Below are 17,915 nucleotides of genomic sequence, written 5' to 3' on the forward strand. Positions count from 1 at the left end.
TTATTTTTATATTGTATGAATTGGTGTTTTTGAATCATATGACGGTGACGGCGTGTCACTGTCATGACGGCTGATGATCCAATTATGATAAAGTTTATCGCATAAAAGTCTGTCATGGTTCTTTCTGTGTGACTTGATGTGCACAGAACTTCATGTGTGTAGACACGCTGACTCAGACATCAACAAAAACAATTCGGGGCAAAACAGATGATGCAATCACTCTCATGGATGAGTCTTTTTCCGGAGCTGGAAGCGCTGGAAGAACCAGGCAAAAAATTATTGTTACAGTACGCGCGTATCGTTGAAGCGCCGGTAGGCACCATAGGCTATCAGGAAGGCGATCACTGTAGCGGTTATGTACTCCGCCTCAAGGGCCGCTCGCGCGTCTACAAGATGTCATCTAGCGGACGCGAGATCCTGCTTTACCGCGTAGGCGCCGGTGAGACTTGCGTCATTACCACCACCTGCCTGCTGGGCAATAGCCAGTACCCGGCTTCTACCATAGTGGAAGAGGCGATCGAAGATGTGATTGTGCCGGATGCGATCTTCCAGCGCCTGATGATAGATTCGCCGGTGTTCAGGCAATACGTGATGCAGAATTACGGGGCACTGATCAGCGACCTGATCGTGTTGCTGGACGAAGTGGCTTTTCAGACACTGGACGCACGCCTGGCCAAATGTCTGCTCGATATAGGCAACAACACCATACAACGCACGCATCAGCAGATCGCCGATGAATTGGGCACCGCGCGTGAAGTCATCAGCCGCCAGTTAAAACGCCTGGAGCAGAAAGGCTGGCTGAGCATGGGCCGTGGCGTGATAGAGATCCAGCAGCGCGGCGAGTTGCTCAAACTGGCCAACAGCAGTCAGTAACCTACTGGCTGTATCTGGCGTGATACAAATCCTCCACACACCGATACATTCAGCCGTCCTCTGCCGTGATTGAATGCACGTTAGGTGAATAACTGCATCAAGCAGGCTGTTGAGAGGAGAAAGTGTATGCGTAAACTGATAGGTTTAAGTGTGGTATTGATGGCAAGCAGCCAGATGGCGTGGGCTGACGCGCAATTTATAGACAGAGCGAGAGTGCTGTCTGTGAGCCCGCAAGTGCAGCAGATCAACCAGCCACGCCAGGAATGCCATACCGGCTATGTCAGGGAAACCGTCTATGAGCAACCGGCACGTTCTAACACCGGCGCCATCATTGGTGGTGTGGCCGGTGGTTTGCTGGGCAGCACCATAGGTAAGGGCGGTGGCCGTGTGGCCGCTGCCGCGGTAGGTGCCGGCGTGGGTGCTATCGTCGGTGACCGGGTGGGTAATCAGAATGTCTACAGCCGTGAGCGGGTGGTGACACGCCCGGTAGAGCAGTGTGTCGTGGTTGACCAGTGGCAGACCGTGACCACAGGCTATGTCGTTAATTACGAATATCAGGGCCGCCAGTACAGCACGCTGATGGACAGAGACCCGGGCCCGGTGATGGAGGTTAGCGTGCTGATGCGGCCGCATCACACCCAGATCCAGCCTGTACCTGTGGTTTACCGCCCGGCGGCTTACCGTGCATCTGATTATCGTTTGTCAGATCGCCGCCCTAAAGGCAATAAAGGCCACCCTGGGCACCAGCCACGCCGGTACTAGGAATAAAAGCAGGTACAGCAGACACTGCCATGTCAGCACCTGAATAAACCGAATAAACCGGTGAAATAAAAAACGCGATACCTGTAAAGGTGTCGCGTTTATGCTTTGAGCAGCACGATCACGGCGCCGCTGCCGCCATCGGTCTGTCTGGCCTGGGCATAGGCGATCACTTCGTCTTTCTGCATCAGCCAGTTGCGCAATTTGTGTTTGAGTACCGGCTCTTTATTTCTTGAGCCCAGCCCTTTGCCATGCACTATGCGTACGCAACGCAGGCCGCGCTTTTTGCAGCCGGCAATAAACTCGGACACATACAGCCTGGCCTCATCACTGATCAGCCCATGCAGATCGATATGGGCCTGCACCACCCAGTGGCCACGGCGCAATTTGCTCAACACCAGCGGCGATTGGCCGTCACGCAGGTAGAGCAGTTCTTCGCCGCTTTCCAGTTCATAAGCGGGGATATAGTGGTCACTCAATGAATCGATCAGCGCCTGCTGTTCGTCGCGTATCAATTGCCGCGGGATGGGTTTGGGCTTTTTCGGGCTGTGCAGTATGCGTTTGGGTGCTACCGGGCGCGCGCCTTTGACTGCTTCGTGAAACAGCTGAATGTCGTCGTCATCCTCAGGCTTGGGCGCATCCTTGGTCATGGCGATAGTTTATTAGCTAGTGGCCGCTTTTAAAAGAAAAAAAGCGCAGCAAGGTGATACACCTGGCTACGCTTTTCATTCAGCTGACCATTTATTCCAGGCTGGTCAGGTAGCGTTCGGCATCCAGTGCTGCCATACAACCGGTGCCGGCACTGGTCACCGCCTGACGGTAAATATGGTCCTGCACATCACCGGCAGCAAATACGCCGGGGATATTGGTCGCGGTAAAGTTACCCTGACGGCCGGCCTGGGTGACGATATAACCGCCTTCCATCTCCAGCTGGCCTTCAAAGATCTGCGTATTCGGCTGGTGGCCAATGGCGATGAATACGCCTTTCAATGGCACCTCTTTGCTGGTGCCGGAGTTGACGTCTTTCACACGCATGCCGGTGACGCCGCTGTTGTCGCCCAGCACTTCATCCAGGGTGTGGAAAGTCTCCAGCACCACTTTGCCTTCTTTCACGCGTTCCATCAGCTTGTCTACCAGTATGGCTTCTGCCTTGAATTTGTCGCGTCTGTGCACCAATGTCACTTTGCTGGCAATGTTGGACAGATACAGGGTTTCTTCCACCGCCGTATTGCCGCCGCCTATCACCGCTACTTCCTGGTTGCGGTAGAAAAAGCCATCGCAAGTGGCACAAGCAGACACGCCTTTGCCGGCAAAAGCTTCTTCGCTGGGCAGGCCCAAATATTTGGCTGAGGCACCAGTGGCAATGATCAGGGCATCACAAGTATATTCACCGTTATCACCCACCAGGCGTATCGGTTTTTCTTTCAGGTGCGTGGTGTGGATATGGTCAAAAATCATTTCGGTATTGAAACGCTCGGCGTGTTTTTGAAAACGCTCCATCAATTCCGGACCCATCACGCCGTCGGCATCCGCAGGCCAGTTATCCACTTCAGTCGTCGTCATTAATTGACCACCTTGCGCCAGGCCGGTGATCAGGACCGGACTTAAATTGGCACGGGCCGCGTAAACGGCTGCACTGTAACCGGCAGGGCCAGAGCCCAGGATCAATAAACGCGCATGCTTGGTCGCCATACTTTTCTTTCTTTTTGCTAAGGGATATTTTCAATAAAATGGGGATGAAAGCACCTGTTGCAAGGTGTCATCCCCAGATTTTGTTGCTCAATAAATCGTGCTGCTACCGGTGATGCTGTAAAGCTTATTTCTCCAGCAGGCTACGCATAGGGTTTTTGGCTACGGCCGTTTCCTTATCATCGGCTGCGCCGAGTTAGCCTACGCCGAAAAACCGCATCGTAGCTTATTTTTCTAATAAGCTACGTAACATCCATGCGGTTTTTTGGCTACGGCCGCTTTGCTTAACATCGGCTATGCCGAGTTAGCCTACGCCGAAAAACCGCATCGTAACTTATTTTTCTAATAAGCTACGTAACATCCATGCGGTTTTTTGGCTCCGGCCGCTTTGCTTAACATCGGCTGCGCCGAGTTAGCCTACGCCGAAAAACCGCAACGTAGCTTATTTTTCTAATAAGCTGCGTAACATCCATGCGGTTTTTTCATGTAGTTGCAAACGTTGGGTCAGCAGGTCAGCGGTGGCTTCATCAGCGGCTTTTTCAGCAGCCGGGAACACGCTGCGGGCGGTCCTACAAACCGCTTCGTGACCAGCGACCAGTTCGCTGATCATATCCTGTGCTTTAGGCACATCTATGGTTTCCTGAATAGAAGTCAGTTTGGAGAATTGCGCGTAGGTGCCCGGGGCATATACACCCAGTGAACGGATACGCTCGGCGATCAGGTCGACTGCCAGTGCCAGCTCGGTATATTGTGTCTCAAACATCAGGTGCAAGGTGTTGAACATCGGCCCGGTGACATTCCAGTGGAAGTAATGGGTTTTCAGATACAAGGTATAAGTATCTGCCAGCAGTTTTGATACCCCCTCAGCAATTTCGTGCCTGTCTTTATTATTAATACCGATGTCCATGGTGTCTCCTTATTGTCGTTGAATGTATTTTAAAAGCTAGAGTGCCTGTGTGCAATTTGATTTTGTTATAATCATTTAAGTTCACTTGCGTAAAGAAAGAGATAACGCATTGTTTTTTAATAAAAAAAATGTATCCAACGCCCGTTTGGAAAAAGTATCGACAGAAAAACAACTGCGCGATGCCAAACTGCTGCGCGAAGTCGGCTGGATAGCATTGGCCGCCCTCGGGGTATTTCTGGCCGTCATCCTTGCATCATACTCGCATGAGGACCCGGGGTGGACACACGCCATAGGCGAAAATGACATTATTCACAATGCCGGCGGCACGGTAGGTGCCTGGATCGCCGATGTATTACTTTCCCTGTTTGGTTTTTCATCCTGGTGGTTCGTGGTATTGGCCTTTTATGTGGTGTGGCTGATGTATCAGCGCCTGCATCTGGACGCCATGGAAAGACAGGACTGGTGGCTGAACGGCGTCGGTTTTGCCTTGTTGTTGCTGGCTTCGGCGGCGCTGGAGTCCGGCCACCTGGTCAGCTTTCCTGCCGACTTTCCTTTAAAACAGGGCGGCGTGATAGGCAGCGGCATCGATCATCTGCTGCGCAATATGTTCGGCTTTGCCGGTTCTACCATGCTGTTGCTGGTACTGTTTGCCACCGCTTTCAGCCTGTTCACCGGCTGGTCACTGATCAGTATGAGCGAGCGTCTGGGCGAGTGGGTGATACATTTTCACCAGTGGAGTACGCTCAAGTTTCAGGACTGGCAAGACCGCAAAGTCGGGCGCCAGGCGCTGCAGGCGCGCGAAGAGTTCGTTGAGGCTGAGCGCAAGCGGGTGGAAGACCGCAAGCCGGTGGAGATCAGCGTGCCTGAAGTACTGGTGGTGCCCAGTGAACGTGTGGTCAAGGAAAAACAGGCCGTATTGTTTGAAACCATAGGCCAGGAAGGCCTGCCCGCGCTGCATCTGCTGGATGCACCTAATCAATCGGTGGAACTGCAATCGGCAGAGACACTGGATTTCACTTCGCGCCTGATAGAGCGCAAGCTGATGGACTTTGGCATAGAAGTCAAAGTAGTGATCGCCCAGCCTGGCCCGGTCATCACGCGCTATGAGCTGGACCCGGCCCCCGGCGTAAAAGGCAGCCAGATCACCAATCTTTCCAAAGACCTGGCGCGGGCATTATCCGTGATCAGCGTGCGCGTGGTCGAAACCATCCCCGGCAAAAGCTATATGGGCCTGGAGATCCCCAACCCCAAACGCCAGATCGTGTCTTTATCAGAAATCATGGGCAGCCAGGCCTATGCCGATATGAATTCACCTATCGCCATTGCCATGGGTAAGGATATCGCCGGCAAGCCTATCGTGACCGATCTGGCAAAAATGCCGCATGTACTGGTGGCGGGTACTACCGGCTCCGGTAAGTCGGTGGCGATCAATGCGCTGATCCTGAGCCTGCTCTACAAATCCGAAGCCAACCGCGTGCGCATGATTCTCATAGACCCGAAAATGCTGGAGTTGTCGGTCTATGAAGGCATACCGCACCTGCTGGCACCGGTGGTGACAGATATGCGCCAGGCGGCCAATGCGCTGAACTGGTGTGTGGCCGAGATGGAACGTCGCTATAAACTGATGTCCACCCTGGGTGTACGTAACCTGGCAGGCTATAACCAGAAGATACAGGAAGCTAAAAAACAGGGTACTTCTATTCCGCACCCGTTCAGCCTGACACCGGATGAGCCGGAGCCACTGGACGAAATGCCATTGATCGTCGTCGTCATCGACGAACTGGCCGACCTGATGATGGTGGTCGGCAAGAAAGTGGAAGAACTGATCGCGCGCCTGGCGCAAAAGGCGCGGGCGTCGGGTATCCACCTGGTGCTGGCGACTCAAAGACCTTCAGTCGATGTGATCACCGGCCTGATCAAGGCCAACGTGCCGACGCGGGTGGCTTTCCAGGTTTCCAGCAAGATAGACTCACGCACCATCCTCGACCAGATGGGTGCCGAAACCCTGCTCGGCCAGGGTGATATGCTCTACCTGCCGCCAGGCAGCGGCTATCCGCAGCGTATCCATGGCGCCTTTGTCAGCGATGGCGAGGTGCACAATGTCGTCAACTTCCTCAAGGCGCAGGGTGAACCTAATTACATAGATGGCATTCTGACCAATGAGACCGAAGGTGGTGACATCGATGGTCTGTCCGGCGGCGATGATGCCGGTGGCGAAAAAGACCCGCTGTATGACGAAGCGGTGGCGATAGTGTTGAAAACCCGCCGTGCGTCTATTTCCTCAGTGCAGCGCCAGCTGCGCATAGGCTATAACCGTGCGGCAAGATTGATAGAAGATATGGAGCGTGCAGGTTTGGTATCCGCGATGCAAAGTAATGGTAACCGTGAAGTGTTAGTGAAAGCAGGTGGCGACCATGAGTAAACAGTCATTCAACGGCAAAGGTTTAGCCGTGTTTTTTTCCAGCGCAGCCAGAACCTGCGCACGCAGCATAGGTACGGCTGTCATGCTCAGCGCTTTATGCTGCCCCTGGTCCGCCCACGCCGATGGCGTCGATGATTTAAAGCAGTTCTACCAGTCCACGCAATCCATGCGCGCGCAGTTCAAGCAGACCGTGTTCGACCAGAAGGGCCGCAAGCTGCAAGAGGTCAATGGCAATATGCTGTTGCAGCGGCCCAACAAGTTCCGCTGGGATTACCAGAAGCCCTATGAGCAGCAGATCATCAGCGATGGCCAGCAGGTATTCTTGTTCGATATCGATCTGCAACAGGTCAGTGTGCGTACGCTGGACAAGGTGCTGGGCACCAGCCCGGCCGCTTTGCTGGCAGGCGGGCCCAATGTGGAAGAGAGTTTCCGTCTTTCCCGCCTGGTCGATTATGAGGGCCTGCAACGCGTGCAAGCCAAGCCCAAGCAGAAAGACAGCGGCTTTCAGGTGGTGATCATTTCCTTTAATCATGGCAAGCTGGCCGAGATGCGCCTGGTGGATGCGTTCAATCAAAGTACCCATATCGTGTTCTCTGCGGTAGAGGTGAACCCGGCGCTCAACACCAGCCAGTTCCTGTTCACTGTTCCTAAAGGGGTGGATGTGGTCGGTGAATAAATATTCACCGGCACCCAGGCAATATGTCATCCCTGTTTGAACCACAAACACCTTCTTCCGTCCCGCTCGCCGAGCAACTGCGCCCGAAAACACTGAATGAGGTGGTAGGGCAAACGCATCTGCTGGGCGAAGGCAAGCCCTTGCGGCGCGCGTTTGAATCCGGCAAGTTACCTTCCATGATATTGTGGGGGCCACCTGGCGTGGGCAAAACCACGCTGGCGCGCCTGATCGCGCAAACCGCAGAAGCCGAGTTCGTGCCTTTGTCTGCGGTGTTGTCCGGCATCAAGGATATCCGCGAAGCGGTAGAACGCGCAGAGCTGACTCTGCAGCAGACCGGCCGCAACACCATATTGTTCGTCGACGAGGTGCATAGATTCAACAAAGGCCAGCAGGATGCTTTTTTGCCGTTTGTCGAAAGCGGCCTGATCACCTTTATCGGTGCGACCACCGAGAACCCTTCATTCGAAGTCAACAGCGCGTTGCTGAGCCGGTCGCAGGTATTCGTGCTGGCCGCCCTGACTGAAGAAGAGCTGGCCGAGTTGCTGGAACGTGCGCGCCTGAAAGTGGCGCCGCAAATCACGCTTACCGCCACGGTCAAGGAGCAGATACTGGATTATGCCGATGGCGATGCCAGACGCTTGCTCAACTTTGCCGAAGGGTTGTTTAACGGTGCCGTGGTCGCCAAGATCAATGCCATTGATGATGCTTTCCTGCAAGCCAGCATGGCCAGCAAATTGCGCCGCTTTGATAAAGGCGGCGAAGCATTTTACGACCAGATCTCTGCCCTGCATAAATCGGTGCGCGGCTCTAACCCGAATGCCGCCCTGTACTGGTTCATGCGCATGCTGGATGGCGGCGCAGACCCGCTCTACCTGGCACGCCGCATAGTACGCATGGCGGTAGAAGATATAGGCCTGGCCGACCCCAAAGCACAAACCATCGCGCTGGAAGCGATACAGATTTACGAGCGGTTAGGCTCGCCGGAAGGTGAGTTGGCGCTGAGCAATGCCGTGATCTACCTGGCAGTGGCGGCCAAAAGCAATGCTGCGTATATGGCCTATAATCAGGCCAAAGCGTTTGTCGCGCAGGATAAATCGCGCATGGTGCCCTTGCATCTGCGCAATGCGCCGACCAAACTCATGAAGGCGCTGGACTACGGCAAAGAATACCGCTACGCACACAATGAGCCCGACGCTTACGCCGCCGGTGAACAGTATTTCCCCGATGATTTACCGGCGCAAGAATTTTACCAGCCCACCTCGCGTGGATTGGAAGGTAAAATAAGCGAAAAACTGAATCACCTGAAAGATTTGGATAGAAAAGCTAAGAAATAACTCAGCCACAGAGGTCACAGAGCTCACAGAGAAAAGCAAGCTTAGTGAATGTGATAAAAGAATTTCTCTGTGGCCTCTGTGTTCTCTGTGGCTAATCCACCTCGCGTGGATTGGAAGGTAAAATAAGCGAAAAACTGAATCACCTGAAAGACCTGGATAGAAAAGCAAAGAAATAACTCAGCCACAGAGGTCACAGAGCTCACAGAGAAAATCAAGCTTAGTGAATGTCATAAAAAGAATTTCTCTGTGACCTCTGTGTTCTCTGTGGCTAATCCAGCTCGCGTGGATTGGAAGGTAAAATAGCGAAAAACTGAACCACTTGAAAGACCTGGATAGAAAAGCTAAGAAATAACTCAGCCACAGAGGTCACAGAGCTCACAGAGAAAAGCAAGCTTAGTGAATGTGATAAAAGAATTTCTCTGTGGCCTCTGTGTTCTCTGTGGCTAATCCAGCTCGCGTGGATTGGAAGGTAAAATAAGCGAAAAACTGAATCACCTGAAAGATCTGGATAGAAAAGTTAAGAAATAACTCAGCCACAGAGCTCACAGAGAAAAGCAAGCTTAGTCAATGTGATAAAAGATTTTCTCTGTGAACTCTGTGTCCTCTGTGGCTAATAAAAATTTAAGGTAATTATGTTAGATATACAACAACTTAGAAACGACCTGGACAATGTCACTGCGCGCCTGAAAGCGCGCAAGTTTGATTTTCCGGCCGATGTGTTCAAAGCGCTGGAAGCAGAGCGTAAAACCATACAGACCAACACCGAGAACCTGCAGGCTAAACGCAACACTGCTTCCAAGCAGATAGGCATAGCCAAGTCTAAAGGTGAAGGTGCTAGTGCCATTCTGGCAGAAGTGGCTGGCCTGGGTGATGAGCTCAAGGCTGCTGAAGCGCAGTTGAGCGAGGTGCAGGCCAAGCTGCAGGCATTGATGCTGAATGTGCCTAACCTGCCGCACGAGAGCGTGCCAGTGGGTGCTGATGAAAGCCAGAATATAGAGGTCCGCCGCTGGGGCACACCACGCAGTTTCGAGTTCGAGGTGAAAGACCATGCCGACGTCGGGGCGCCACTGGGGCTGGATTTTGACACCGGGGCCAAATTGTCCGGTGCGCGTTTTACCCTGATGAAAGGCCAGATCGCCAGATTGCACCGTGCCATCGCCCAGTTCATGCTGGATACGCAGACTGAAAAACATGGTTACACCGAGTGCTACACGCCATATATGGTCAACCGCGAGACGCTGGTAGGCACCGGGCAGTTGCCCAAGTTTGAGGAAGACTTGTTCGTCACGCCGCATAACGATAGCAAGCTGTACCTGATCCCGACTTCAGAAGTGACCTTGACCAACACCGTGCGTGACGAGATCGTGGCGCTGGAATCACTGCCTATCAAGCTGACCGCGCATACGCCTTGCTTCCGATCCGAAGCCGGTTCTTATGGCCGTGATACCAAGGGTATGATACGCCAGCACCAGTTTGATAAAGTCGAGATGGTGCAGATCGTGCACCCTGAAAACAGTTACCAGGCGCTGGAAGAGATGGTCAGCCATGCCGAAAACGTGTTGCAGGCACTGGAATTACCTTATCGCGTGGTTGCATTATGTACCGGTGATATGGGTTTTGGCGCCGCCAAAACCTATGACCTGGAAGTCTGGTTGCCGGCGCAGAATACCTACCGTGAGATCTCCTCTGTGTCTAACTGCGAAGCTTTCCAGGCACGCCGTTTGCAGGCCAGATTCAGGAACGCCAATGGCAAGCCTGAATTGCTGCATACCTTGAACGGGTCTGGCCTGGCGGTGGGGCGTACGCTGGTGGCGGTGCTGGAGAATAACCAGAATGCGGATGGCAGTGTGACTATCCCCAAAGCGTTACAGCCTTATATGGGTGGCAAGACCGCCATCACGCTTTAAGCGCAAACCTGCTGCTGTTTTATTCTGCCCTGGCTAACAACCAGGGCATTTTGTTATCTGCGATCTTGTAAGGGTCCAGGCCAGGCTCGTAAACCGGGTAGTATTTCTGCATGATCTGGTAATAGCTGCGCACCAACTCGGTGTAGATCACCGGCGCGCCACAGCTACAGTAACCATGCTTGGCATGCACATAATGTTCAGGGTCATTGAGCAGCTGGTAGCCGCGTTTCACATCGGCCCAGCTATCCGGGTTGAGGCCCAGCCGTTGCGCGATGATGCGCGCATCTTCGAGGTGGCCCACACCATTATTGTAGGCAGCCAGGGTCATAAAGGTGCGGTCAGGCTCGGGAATGCGCGCCGGCAGGCGGTCCTTGAGCCAGAGCATGAATTTGGCCCCGGCCATGATGCTTTGCTGCGGGTCCAGCCGGTTGGTGACGTTCATCATGTTGGAGGTCTGCTCGGTGAGCATCATCAGGCCACGCACATTGGTCGGCGAGGTGCTGTAGTTATCCCAGTGCGATTCCTGGTAACTCAGGGCCGCCAGCAGGCGCCAGTCTATGTCAGTCACTTCTTGCGCACCTTTGAACAGCCGCGTATATCTGGGCAGCAGGGTGTTGGATTTACTCAGAAAAGTCGCCACATCCACCTGTTTCAGGCGTTTGGTGTGGCCATAATAGCGGTCCAGCAGGTTGCGCAGGGTGCCGTCTTTTTCTAACTGCTTGAAAAACGCCTGCACCTGTTTCAGTCTTTCCTCGCCGGAAAACTTGTTCAGTGCCCAGGCGATCTTGTCGACCGGGCCCAGCATCAGGCCGGCATCCAGTTGCGGATAAAGGTATTGCATGATGGCCAGCAGATGGTTATCTGCCACGGTAAAGTCTATCTCATTGCGCGCGACTGCTTCTATCAACTGCTCGGAACTGAGTTTTTCAGTTTCGCGCCAGGTCAGTTGCGGATGCTGTGACTGCAATTCACGCATGCGTTCGACAAAGCTGGTGCTTTTGGGCAGCACTATCCTTTTATTGAACAAGGCATCCGGCTTGGCTGGTTCGCTGTTCTGGTCGCGGTTATACACCACCATGGACTGCACCTGGTTAAAGGCCGGCCCAAACAAAAACTGGCGTTTGCGCGAGGCGGTGATGCTGATATCCGCCGCCGCAATATCGGCATCGCCACGCATCAGGGCAGGAAAAACCTTGTCAAAACTCTCCACCACTATGAATTCAAGCTTGTAGGGCGGCCCCAGAAAATCGACAAAGCGTTTGGCCAGATCATATTCCAGCCCGGCATAATTATTCTGGCTATCTATGAAATAGGTATCCGGGCTGTTAATGGTGACAAAGCGGATAGTGTAGGGGTCGGGTTTAGGCTTAGGCTGCGCTACCTGCCTTGGCGTGGCCGGCTCGTTACAGGCGAGCAGGCCGCCGCACAAACAGGTGATGAACAGCCATTGCCAGGCATGGCACGTGCAAATACGGGTTAAAAAACGCATAAGTCAGGGACGAAAAGCGATTAAGCCCGTGTTTCTATCTTGCCCTGGTCTGCGATCAGTATCCTGCTGGCCAGCCTGGCAAAAACACCATGCTCGACCACACCGGGGATATTGTTGAGCAAAGCATTCAACTGGTGGCTGTCTATGCTGGCGTCAAAGCGCATGTCCAGCACCAGGCTGCCATGGCTGGTGATACAGAGGCCATCTTTTGCGGCATTGGGGCGTAAATCGCCGCTACCGCCCAGCGCCTCTATGCTGCGTTTGGCCGCTTGCCAGGCAAACGGCATTACTTCTACCGGGATAGGATAATTTTCGCCTATGCGGCTGACCAGCTTGCTTTTGTCGGCTACTACGATGAATTCTTTTGCCGCCCTGGCCAGCAATTTCTCCATCACCAGGTCGTAACCACGGCCCTTGAGCAGGCTGTTGTCGGCAGTGATCTCGTCAGCGCCATCCACGTAAAGGTCTATCTCGCTCAACTGTGCCAGGCTCAATACCGTCAATCCGGCAGACTGCGCTTTGATCATGCTGATGTTGGAGCTGGCCACCGTAGTGATGCGCAGCTTCTCCTGCTGCTGGCGGGCGGCTAATGCCTCAATAAAATAATTGGCGGTGGAACCTGTGCCCAATCCAACAATCATATCGTTCTTGACGTAGCTGGCTGCTTCCAGCGCGACGGCCTGTTTATCGTTCATATGTTTATCTCCGTGCCGGATTTACCCACAAACCTGTATCTGTGTACCGTGATCGCTCTGGCGTCTCATTATAATGCCGGTACAGCCAGCGGACGCTTGCAGTTATAATAGCAAACTCGGCAGATTCGCCAAGAACTACTCACCTAACCTGAGCAATAAGATTTTATTCTTTTATGGCAGTTTCTCTTCCCGTCATTGGACATCCGCAGCGTTTTTCTTTTCACAGTCAGGGGTTGGACAGTAAAGCACTGGCCGAATTGGCCTGTGGTTTAAAAGCAACACAATCGCCGCTGGTGATTTTAACCGCCAACGCGTTTGAAGCGCAGCGCCTGATGGATGAGATCCCTTATTTCGCCAAAGGCGTAGAGGTGCATCTGCTGCCAGACTGGGAGACGCTGCCTTACGATGTGTTCTCGCCGCATCCTGATCTGATCTCCGAGCGCTTGTCCACGCTATACCAGCTCAGCCAGAACAACAGCGACGTGGTGATAGTGCCTATCGCCACCGCTTTGCTGCGCCTGCCGCCGGTGGCCTACCTGTCAGCGCATACCTTTATGCTGAAAAAAGGCCAGAAGCTGGATGTGGATGCCTTGCGCAACCAGTGTGCACAGGCCGGTTACCATCATGTCAGCCAGGTGATGAGCCCGGGCGAGTTCAGTGTGCGCGGCGGGCTGGTGGATCTGTACCCTATGGGCAGCACGCTGCCTTACCGCATAGACCTGTTCGATGACGAGATCGAAACCATACGCACGTTTGACATCGATACCCAGCGCAGTGTCTACCCTGTCACCGAGATACGCATGTTGCCGGCGCGCGAGTTTCCTATGGATGAAGCCGGTATCAGCCTGTTCCGCAGCCAGTTCCGCGAATATTTTGAAGGTGACCCGCAGCGCGCAAAGATCTACAAGGATGTGAGCAAAGGCACTGCCAGCGGCGGCGTTGAATGGTATCTGCCATTGTTTTTTGAGCAAACTGCCAGCCTGTTCGATTACCTGCCCAGGCAAACCGTGTTGTGCCTGCATGGTGACCTCGATAAAGCCGCACAAACGTTCTGGGCCGATGCCAACAGCCGGCACAGACTGATGGCTTACGATGCCGAAAAACCGATACTGCGGCCAGAGAGCCTGCTGCAAAAAACCGATGAGTTCTTCAAGCAGACGCATGCATTTGCGCTGGTGCATCAGCAGATACAGAACGTGACCACGTTGGCGCCGGTAGAAGTAGACCGCAGGGCTGAACAGCCACTGCATAAATTGCAGGGCTTTATCCGGCAGTTTGCTGGCCGCGTGCTTATAGCGGCAGAAAGCCTGGGTCGCCGCGAAACCATCGCGCAACTGTTCAGCGAGCATGGCATCACTTTCTCACTGGCCGAGGATTGGGCCGGGTTTGAGCACAGCAAGTTCGAGGTCATGCTCGGCGTCTCGCCATTGCACCAGGGGTTTGTTGACGGCGAAATGGCAGTCATCACCGAAGCCGAGCTGTATGCCAGCACCGTGCGCCAGCAACGCCGCCGCAACCAGGAGAAAGCGCGTAATGCCGAGGGCATGCTCAAAGACCTCTCCGAATTGCGCCTGGATGACCCGGTGGTGCACGAGCAGCATGGCGTAGGGCGTTACAAAGGCCTGGTCAACATCGACTTTGGTGAAGGCGAGACTGAGTTACTGCTGATCGAATATTTCGGCGAAGATAAATTATATGTGCCGGTATCGCAGCTGTTCCTGATCTCACGCTATTCCGGTGGCCCGCCGGAAAGCGCCCCCCTGCATAGACTGGGTAGCGGCCAGTGGGAAAAAGCCAAGAAAAAAGCACTCAAGCAGATCCGCGATACCGCGGCTGAATTGCTCAATCTATACGCACAACGAGCCGCACGCCGCGGCCATGCATTCACCCTGAGCCTGCAGGATTACGAAGCTTTCTGTGAGGGTTTCCCGTTTGAAGAGACGCCAGACCAGCTGGAAGCGATAGAAAATGTCATTAAAGACATGCAATCAGGCCGCCCCATGGACAGGCTGGTGTGTGGCGATGTCGGCTTTGGCAAGACCGAAGTCGCCTTGCGCGCTGCATTTGTGGCAGTGATGGGCGGCCGCCAGGTCTCTGTGCTGGTGCCGACCACCTTACTGGCAGAGCAGCACTACCAGAATTTTGTAGACCGCTTTGCCGAATGGCCGATCAAAATCGCCGAGATCTCGCGTTTCCGCTCTGCCAAAGAGCAGGCCGAAGCGCTCAAAGGCCTGGAGAATGGCAGCATAGATATCATCATAGGTACGCACAGGCTGATCCAGAAAGATGTGAAATTCAAGAACCTGGGGCTGGCTATCCTCGATGAGGAACACAGGTTCGGCGTACGCCAGAAAGAACAGATGAAAGCCCTGCGCGCCGAGGTGGATGTGCTCACCCTGACCGCGACGCCTATCCCGCGTACCTTGAGCATGGCCATGGAAGGCCTGCGCGAGTTTTCTGTCATCTCCACACCACCACAAAAGCGGCTGGCGATCAAAACCTTCCATGTCGAGTATTCCGAAGGCATCATACGCGAAGCGGTGATGCGCGAATTCAAACGTGGCGGTCAGGTGTATTTCCTGCATAACGAGGTCGATACCATTTATGTGATGAAGGAAAAACTGGAGAAGTTCTTGCCCGAAGCGCGTATCGCCATCGGCCACGGCCAATTGCGTGAACGCGAGCTGGAACATGTGATGCGCGATTTCTACCAGCAACGCAGCAATTTATTGTTATGCACCACCATCGTCGAGACCGGCATTGATGTGCCCACGGCCAACACCATGATCATCAATCGCGCCGATATGTTCGGCCTGGCACAGTTACACCAGCTGCGTGGCCGCGTAGGCCGCAGCCATCACCAGGCGTATGCCTATCTGCTGACAGACCCCCACCGCACCATCACGCCACAAGCACAAAAACGGCTGGATGCGATACAGCTATTGGAAGACCTGGGTGCCGGTTTCCACCTGGCCATGCATGACCTGGAGATACGCGGCGCGGGCGAACTGCTTGGCGATAGCCAGAGCGGCGAGATGCAGGAGATAGGCTTCACCTTGTATTCCGATATGCTCAACCATGCCGTGAAACAGCTGAAAGCAGGCAAAGAGCCTGACCTCGATTCGCCGCTGGGGGTGACCACAGAGATCAACCTGCATACGCCGGCCTTGCTTCCCAACAACTATTGCCCGGACGTGCATGAGCGCCTGGTGCTCTATAAACGCCTGGCCAACTGCGAAGACGACGAAGCGCTGGATGTGATGCAGGAAGAGCTGATAGACCGTTTCGGCCTGCTGCCAGAACCAGGTGAAGCGCTGATCGCCTGCCACCGCCTGCGCATCGCGGCAAAACCGCTGGGCATCATCAAGGTAGATGCCTCGGATGCGGCCATACAGTTGCAGTTCAATGTCAAAGCCGATATAGACCCGATGAAACTGGTCAGCCTGCTGCAACGCGACAAGCGCTGCCGCATGAACGGGCCGGATAAACTGCGCGTCACCGTGCAGCTGGGCAACCTCAATCACCGGGTAGAACTGGTGAAAACGCTATTGAAAGAATTCAGTTAGCGCGCGGGGCAGGCGAGAAAACCGGACTGGCTGTCAGCATATTCTCAAGCAGTGGTTGCTCAGACAGAATGACAGTCATGGTCGCGTAAGCGCAGGACAGAAATAGACGCGTGAGCGCTTTGACCGTATGATGGTCGCGCACGCGGCCGTTTCACAAGCTACAGCGAGCAAAAAAGCGCACCTCAGACAACAACAATGACATTATTTGGTAGAACAATATGCTGGAAAAAATCTTAGCCGCAGTCGCCACCTGGATCATGAGCGTCATCTCCACCATGGGCTATGGCGGTATCGTATTATTAATGGCGATCGAATCGGCCTGTATCCCCTTGCCTTCAGAGATCATCATGCCGTTTGCCGGGTTCCTGGTCACCAAAGGTGAAATGACTCTGTGGGGCATCGCCCTGGCCGGCGCGATAGGCTGTGTGCTGGGGTCTATCCCTGCCTATTATCTGGGCATGTACGGCGGCCGTCCGCTGGTTGAAAAATACGGTAAATATGTGCTGATCAGTAAAAAAGACCTCGATATGGCAGACCGCTGGTTTGCAGAGCATGGCGAGATCATTATTTTTATTGCCCGCTTGCTGCCGGCGGTGCGTACCTTTATTGCCTTTCCGGCTGGTGTGGCACGCATGAACATGACCCGCTTTATCGGTTACACCTTTGCCGGTTCACTGCTGTGGTGCTGGGCGCTGGGTTATATAGGCATGAAAGCCGGCCAGCACTGGGAAGACCTCAAAGTCTATTTCCATGAATCGCATTACGTGATCGCCGCGCTGGGCGTGATCTTCATCATCTGGTATGTGCGCAGGCATTTTAAGAACGAGCACGAGGCATAAACAAATAGTTGCCAGAAAGCTGCAAAAAAGCTGCCCCCAGGCAGCTTTTTTTGTAGGTCCAGCTTTTTATTAAAGCAGCTTTTATCAGGCGTATCGGCTTATTTCCAGCTCACCACTTGCGCTAGCTCGCGGCGCGTTTTCGGCCTGGGTTCATGTTTGCGGTAGCCAAACGCCACCATATACGCCAGCCCATACTGCGCCAGGTCCACGCCAAACTGTTCGGCCAGCAGCGCATCGGTCTCCTTCTGCTTGAAACCTTCGATAGCGCATGAGTCTATGCCGCGCATGGCTGCCACTGTCATCATGTTGGCGAGCGGGATATAGCATTGCTTGCTGGCCCAGTCGAACAGCTTGCGTTCGTCGCTCAGGTCAAAATCCGATTGCTGGAACTGGGTATAAAAGCCCAAACGCATATCTGCTACTTCCTGCGGATGATGCTGAACTTCACGCATAAACTTTGGCAGGTAATCACCTTTAGGGTCCAGAAACGGCGATTTCATGGCCAGGCACAAGACAAAGTGGCTGGCAGTATCCAGTTTCAGCGGTGCGCCCCAGGCATGCTGTTTCAGGCTCTCACGCAAGGCTTTGTCCTGCACCACGATAAAGTGCCACGGCTCAAAACCGAACGAGCTCGGTGACAGGCGGGCAGATTCCAGTATCAACTCGAATTCTGCAGCGGGGATCTGCTTGCCGGCATCAAACTCCTTGCAGGCATGGCGGAACTGGAATGCGTCCAGTATGGCTTGTCGTTCTATCATC

Annotated in this window: 14 protein-coding genes; 8 read left to right on the forward strand and 6 right to left on the reverse strand. The window is 53.9% G+C overall.

What is annotated here, in order from left to right; translation table 11 throughout:
* Window positions 1-207: 207 nt before the first annotated feature.
* The gene (locus ACFQ1Z_RS01330) at window positions 208-873 is read left to right on the forward strand and encodes a Crp/Fnr family transcriptional regulator (protein ID WP_379054871.1); all 666 of its coding nucleotides are present in this window, start codon (window positions 208-210) and stop codon (window positions 871-873) included.
* Between the two features lie 126 nt (window positions 874-999).
* Window positions 1,000-1,635 carry a glycine zipper 2TM domain-containing protein gene (locus ACFQ1Z_RS01335; protein ID WP_379054873.1) on the forward strand — a complete coding sequence of 212 codons (636 nt, stop codon included), beginning with the start codon at window positions 1,000-1,002 and terminating at the stop codon, window positions 1,633-1,635.
* Window positions 1,636-1,733: 98 nt separating this feature from the next.
* Here ACFQ1Z_RS01335 and ACFQ1Z_RS01340 read toward each other — a convergent pair whose 3' ends face one another.
* The 3 genes from ACFQ1Z_RS01340 to ACFQ1Z_RS01350 form a co-directional block, all read right to left on the reverse strand.
* On the reverse strand, window positions 1,734-2,282 hold the full coding sequence (locus ACFQ1Z_RS01340; RefSeq protein WP_379054875.1) for a Smr/MutS family protein: 549 nt from the start codon (window positions 2,280-2,282) through the stop codon (window positions 1,734-1,736).
* Between the two features lie 91 nt (window positions 2,283-2,373).
* The gene (gene trxB, locus ACFQ1Z_RS01345; protein ID WP_379054877.1) at window positions 2,374-3,324 is read right to left on the reverse strand and encodes a thioredoxin-disulfide reductase; all 951 of its coding nucleotides are present in this window, start codon (window positions 3,322-3,324) and stop codon (window positions 2,374-2,376) included.
* 439 nt (window positions 3,325-3,763) lie between these two features.
* Complete coding sequence (locus tag ACFQ1Z_RS01350) at window positions 3,764-4,228, reverse strand: Dps family protein (protein WP_379054879.1); 465 nt, start codon at window positions 4,226-4,228, stop codon at window positions 3,764-3,766.
* 109 nt (window positions 4,229-4,337) lie between these two features.
* On the opposite strand from ACFQ1Z_RS01350, the gene ACFQ1Z_RS01355 reads away from it, so the two are divergent.
* From ACFQ1Z_RS01355 to serS, 4 genes are all read left to right on the forward strand, one after another.
* Window positions 4,338-6,650, forward strand: a complete 2,313-nt coding sequence (locus tag ACFQ1Z_RS01355) for a DNA translocase FtsK (RefSeq protein WP_379054881.1) — start codon at window positions 4,338-4,340, stop codon at window positions 6,648-6,650.
* 82 nt (window positions 6,651-6,732) lie between these two features.
* Window positions 6,733-7,326, forward strand: coding sequence for an outer membrane lipoprotein chaperone LolA (gene lolA, locus ACFQ1Z_RS01360; RefSeq protein ID WP_379057149.1), 594 nt, complete (start codon window positions 6,733-6,735; stop codon window positions 7,324-7,326).
* A 23-nt stretch (window positions 7,327-7,349) separates the two neighbouring features.
* Window positions 7,350-8,660 (forward strand): replication-associated recombination protein A, encoded by a 1,311-nt coding sequence (locus ACFQ1Z_RS01365; RefSeq protein WP_379054883.1) that lies wholly within the window; start codon window positions 7,350-7,352, stop codon window positions 8,658-8,660.
* Between the two features lie 632 nt (window positions 8,661-9,292).
* Window positions 9,293-10,567 carry a serine--tRNA ligase gene (serS, locus tag ACFQ1Z_RS01370; RefSeq protein WP_379054885.1) on the forward strand — a complete coding sequence of 425 codons (1,275 nt, stop codon included), beginning with the start codon at window positions 9,293-9,295 and terminating at the stop codon, window positions 10,565-10,567.
* A gap of 19 nt (window positions 10,568-10,586) precedes the next feature.
* Here serS and mltF read toward each other — a convergent pair whose 3' ends face one another.
* Both mltF and rpiA read right to left on the reverse strand, forming a co-directional pair.
* Window positions 10,587-12,056 carry a membrane-bound lytic murein transglycosylase MltF gene (gene mltF / locus ACFQ1Z_RS01375; protein WP_379054887.1) on the reverse strand — a complete coding sequence of 490 codons (1,470 nt, stop codon included), beginning with the start codon at window positions 12,054-12,056 and terminating at the stop codon, window positions 10,587-10,589.
* Between the two features lie 20 nt (window positions 12,057-12,076).
* On the reverse strand, window positions 12,077-12,751 hold the full coding sequence (rpiA, locus tag ACFQ1Z_RS01380; protein WP_379054889.1) for a ribose-5-phosphate isomerase RpiA: 675 nt from the start codon (window positions 12,749-12,751) through the stop codon (window positions 12,077-12,079).
* Window positions 12,752-12,924: 173 nt separating this feature from the next.
* Here rpiA and mfd point away from each other — a divergent pair, with 173 nt between their 5' ends.
* Both mfd and ACFQ1Z_RS01390 read left to right on the forward strand, forming a co-directional pair.
* Entirely contained in the window at window positions 12,925-16,317 is a 3,393-nt protein-coding gene (mfd, locus tag ACFQ1Z_RS01385) for a transcription-repair coupling factor (RefSeq protein ID WP_379054891.1), read from the forward strand.
* A gap of 218 nt (window positions 16,318-16,535) precedes the next feature.
* Window positions 16,536-17,156 (forward strand): DedA family protein, encoded by a 621-nt coding sequence (locus ACFQ1Z_RS01390; protein ID WP_379054893.1) that lies wholly within the window; start codon window positions 16,536-16,538, stop codon window positions 17,154-17,156.
* Between the two features lie 98 nt (window positions 17,157-17,254).
* On the opposite strand, the gene ACFQ1Z_RS01395 is transcribed toward ACFQ1Z_RS01390, so the two are convergent.
* The gene (locus tag ACFQ1Z_RS01395; protein WP_379054895.1) at window positions 17,255-17,914 is read right to left on the reverse strand and encodes an NAD(P)H-dependent oxidoreductase; all 660 of its coding nucleotides are present in this window, start codon (window positions 17,912-17,914) and stop codon (window positions 17,255-17,257) included.
* Between the last annotated feature and the right edge of the window lies 1 nt (window position 17,915).

This window comes from Methylophilus luteus, from assembly GCF_042676265.1.
Lineage (GTDB): Bacteria > Pseudomonadota > Gammaproteobacteria > Burkholderiales > Methylophilaceae > Methylophilus > Methylophilus luteus.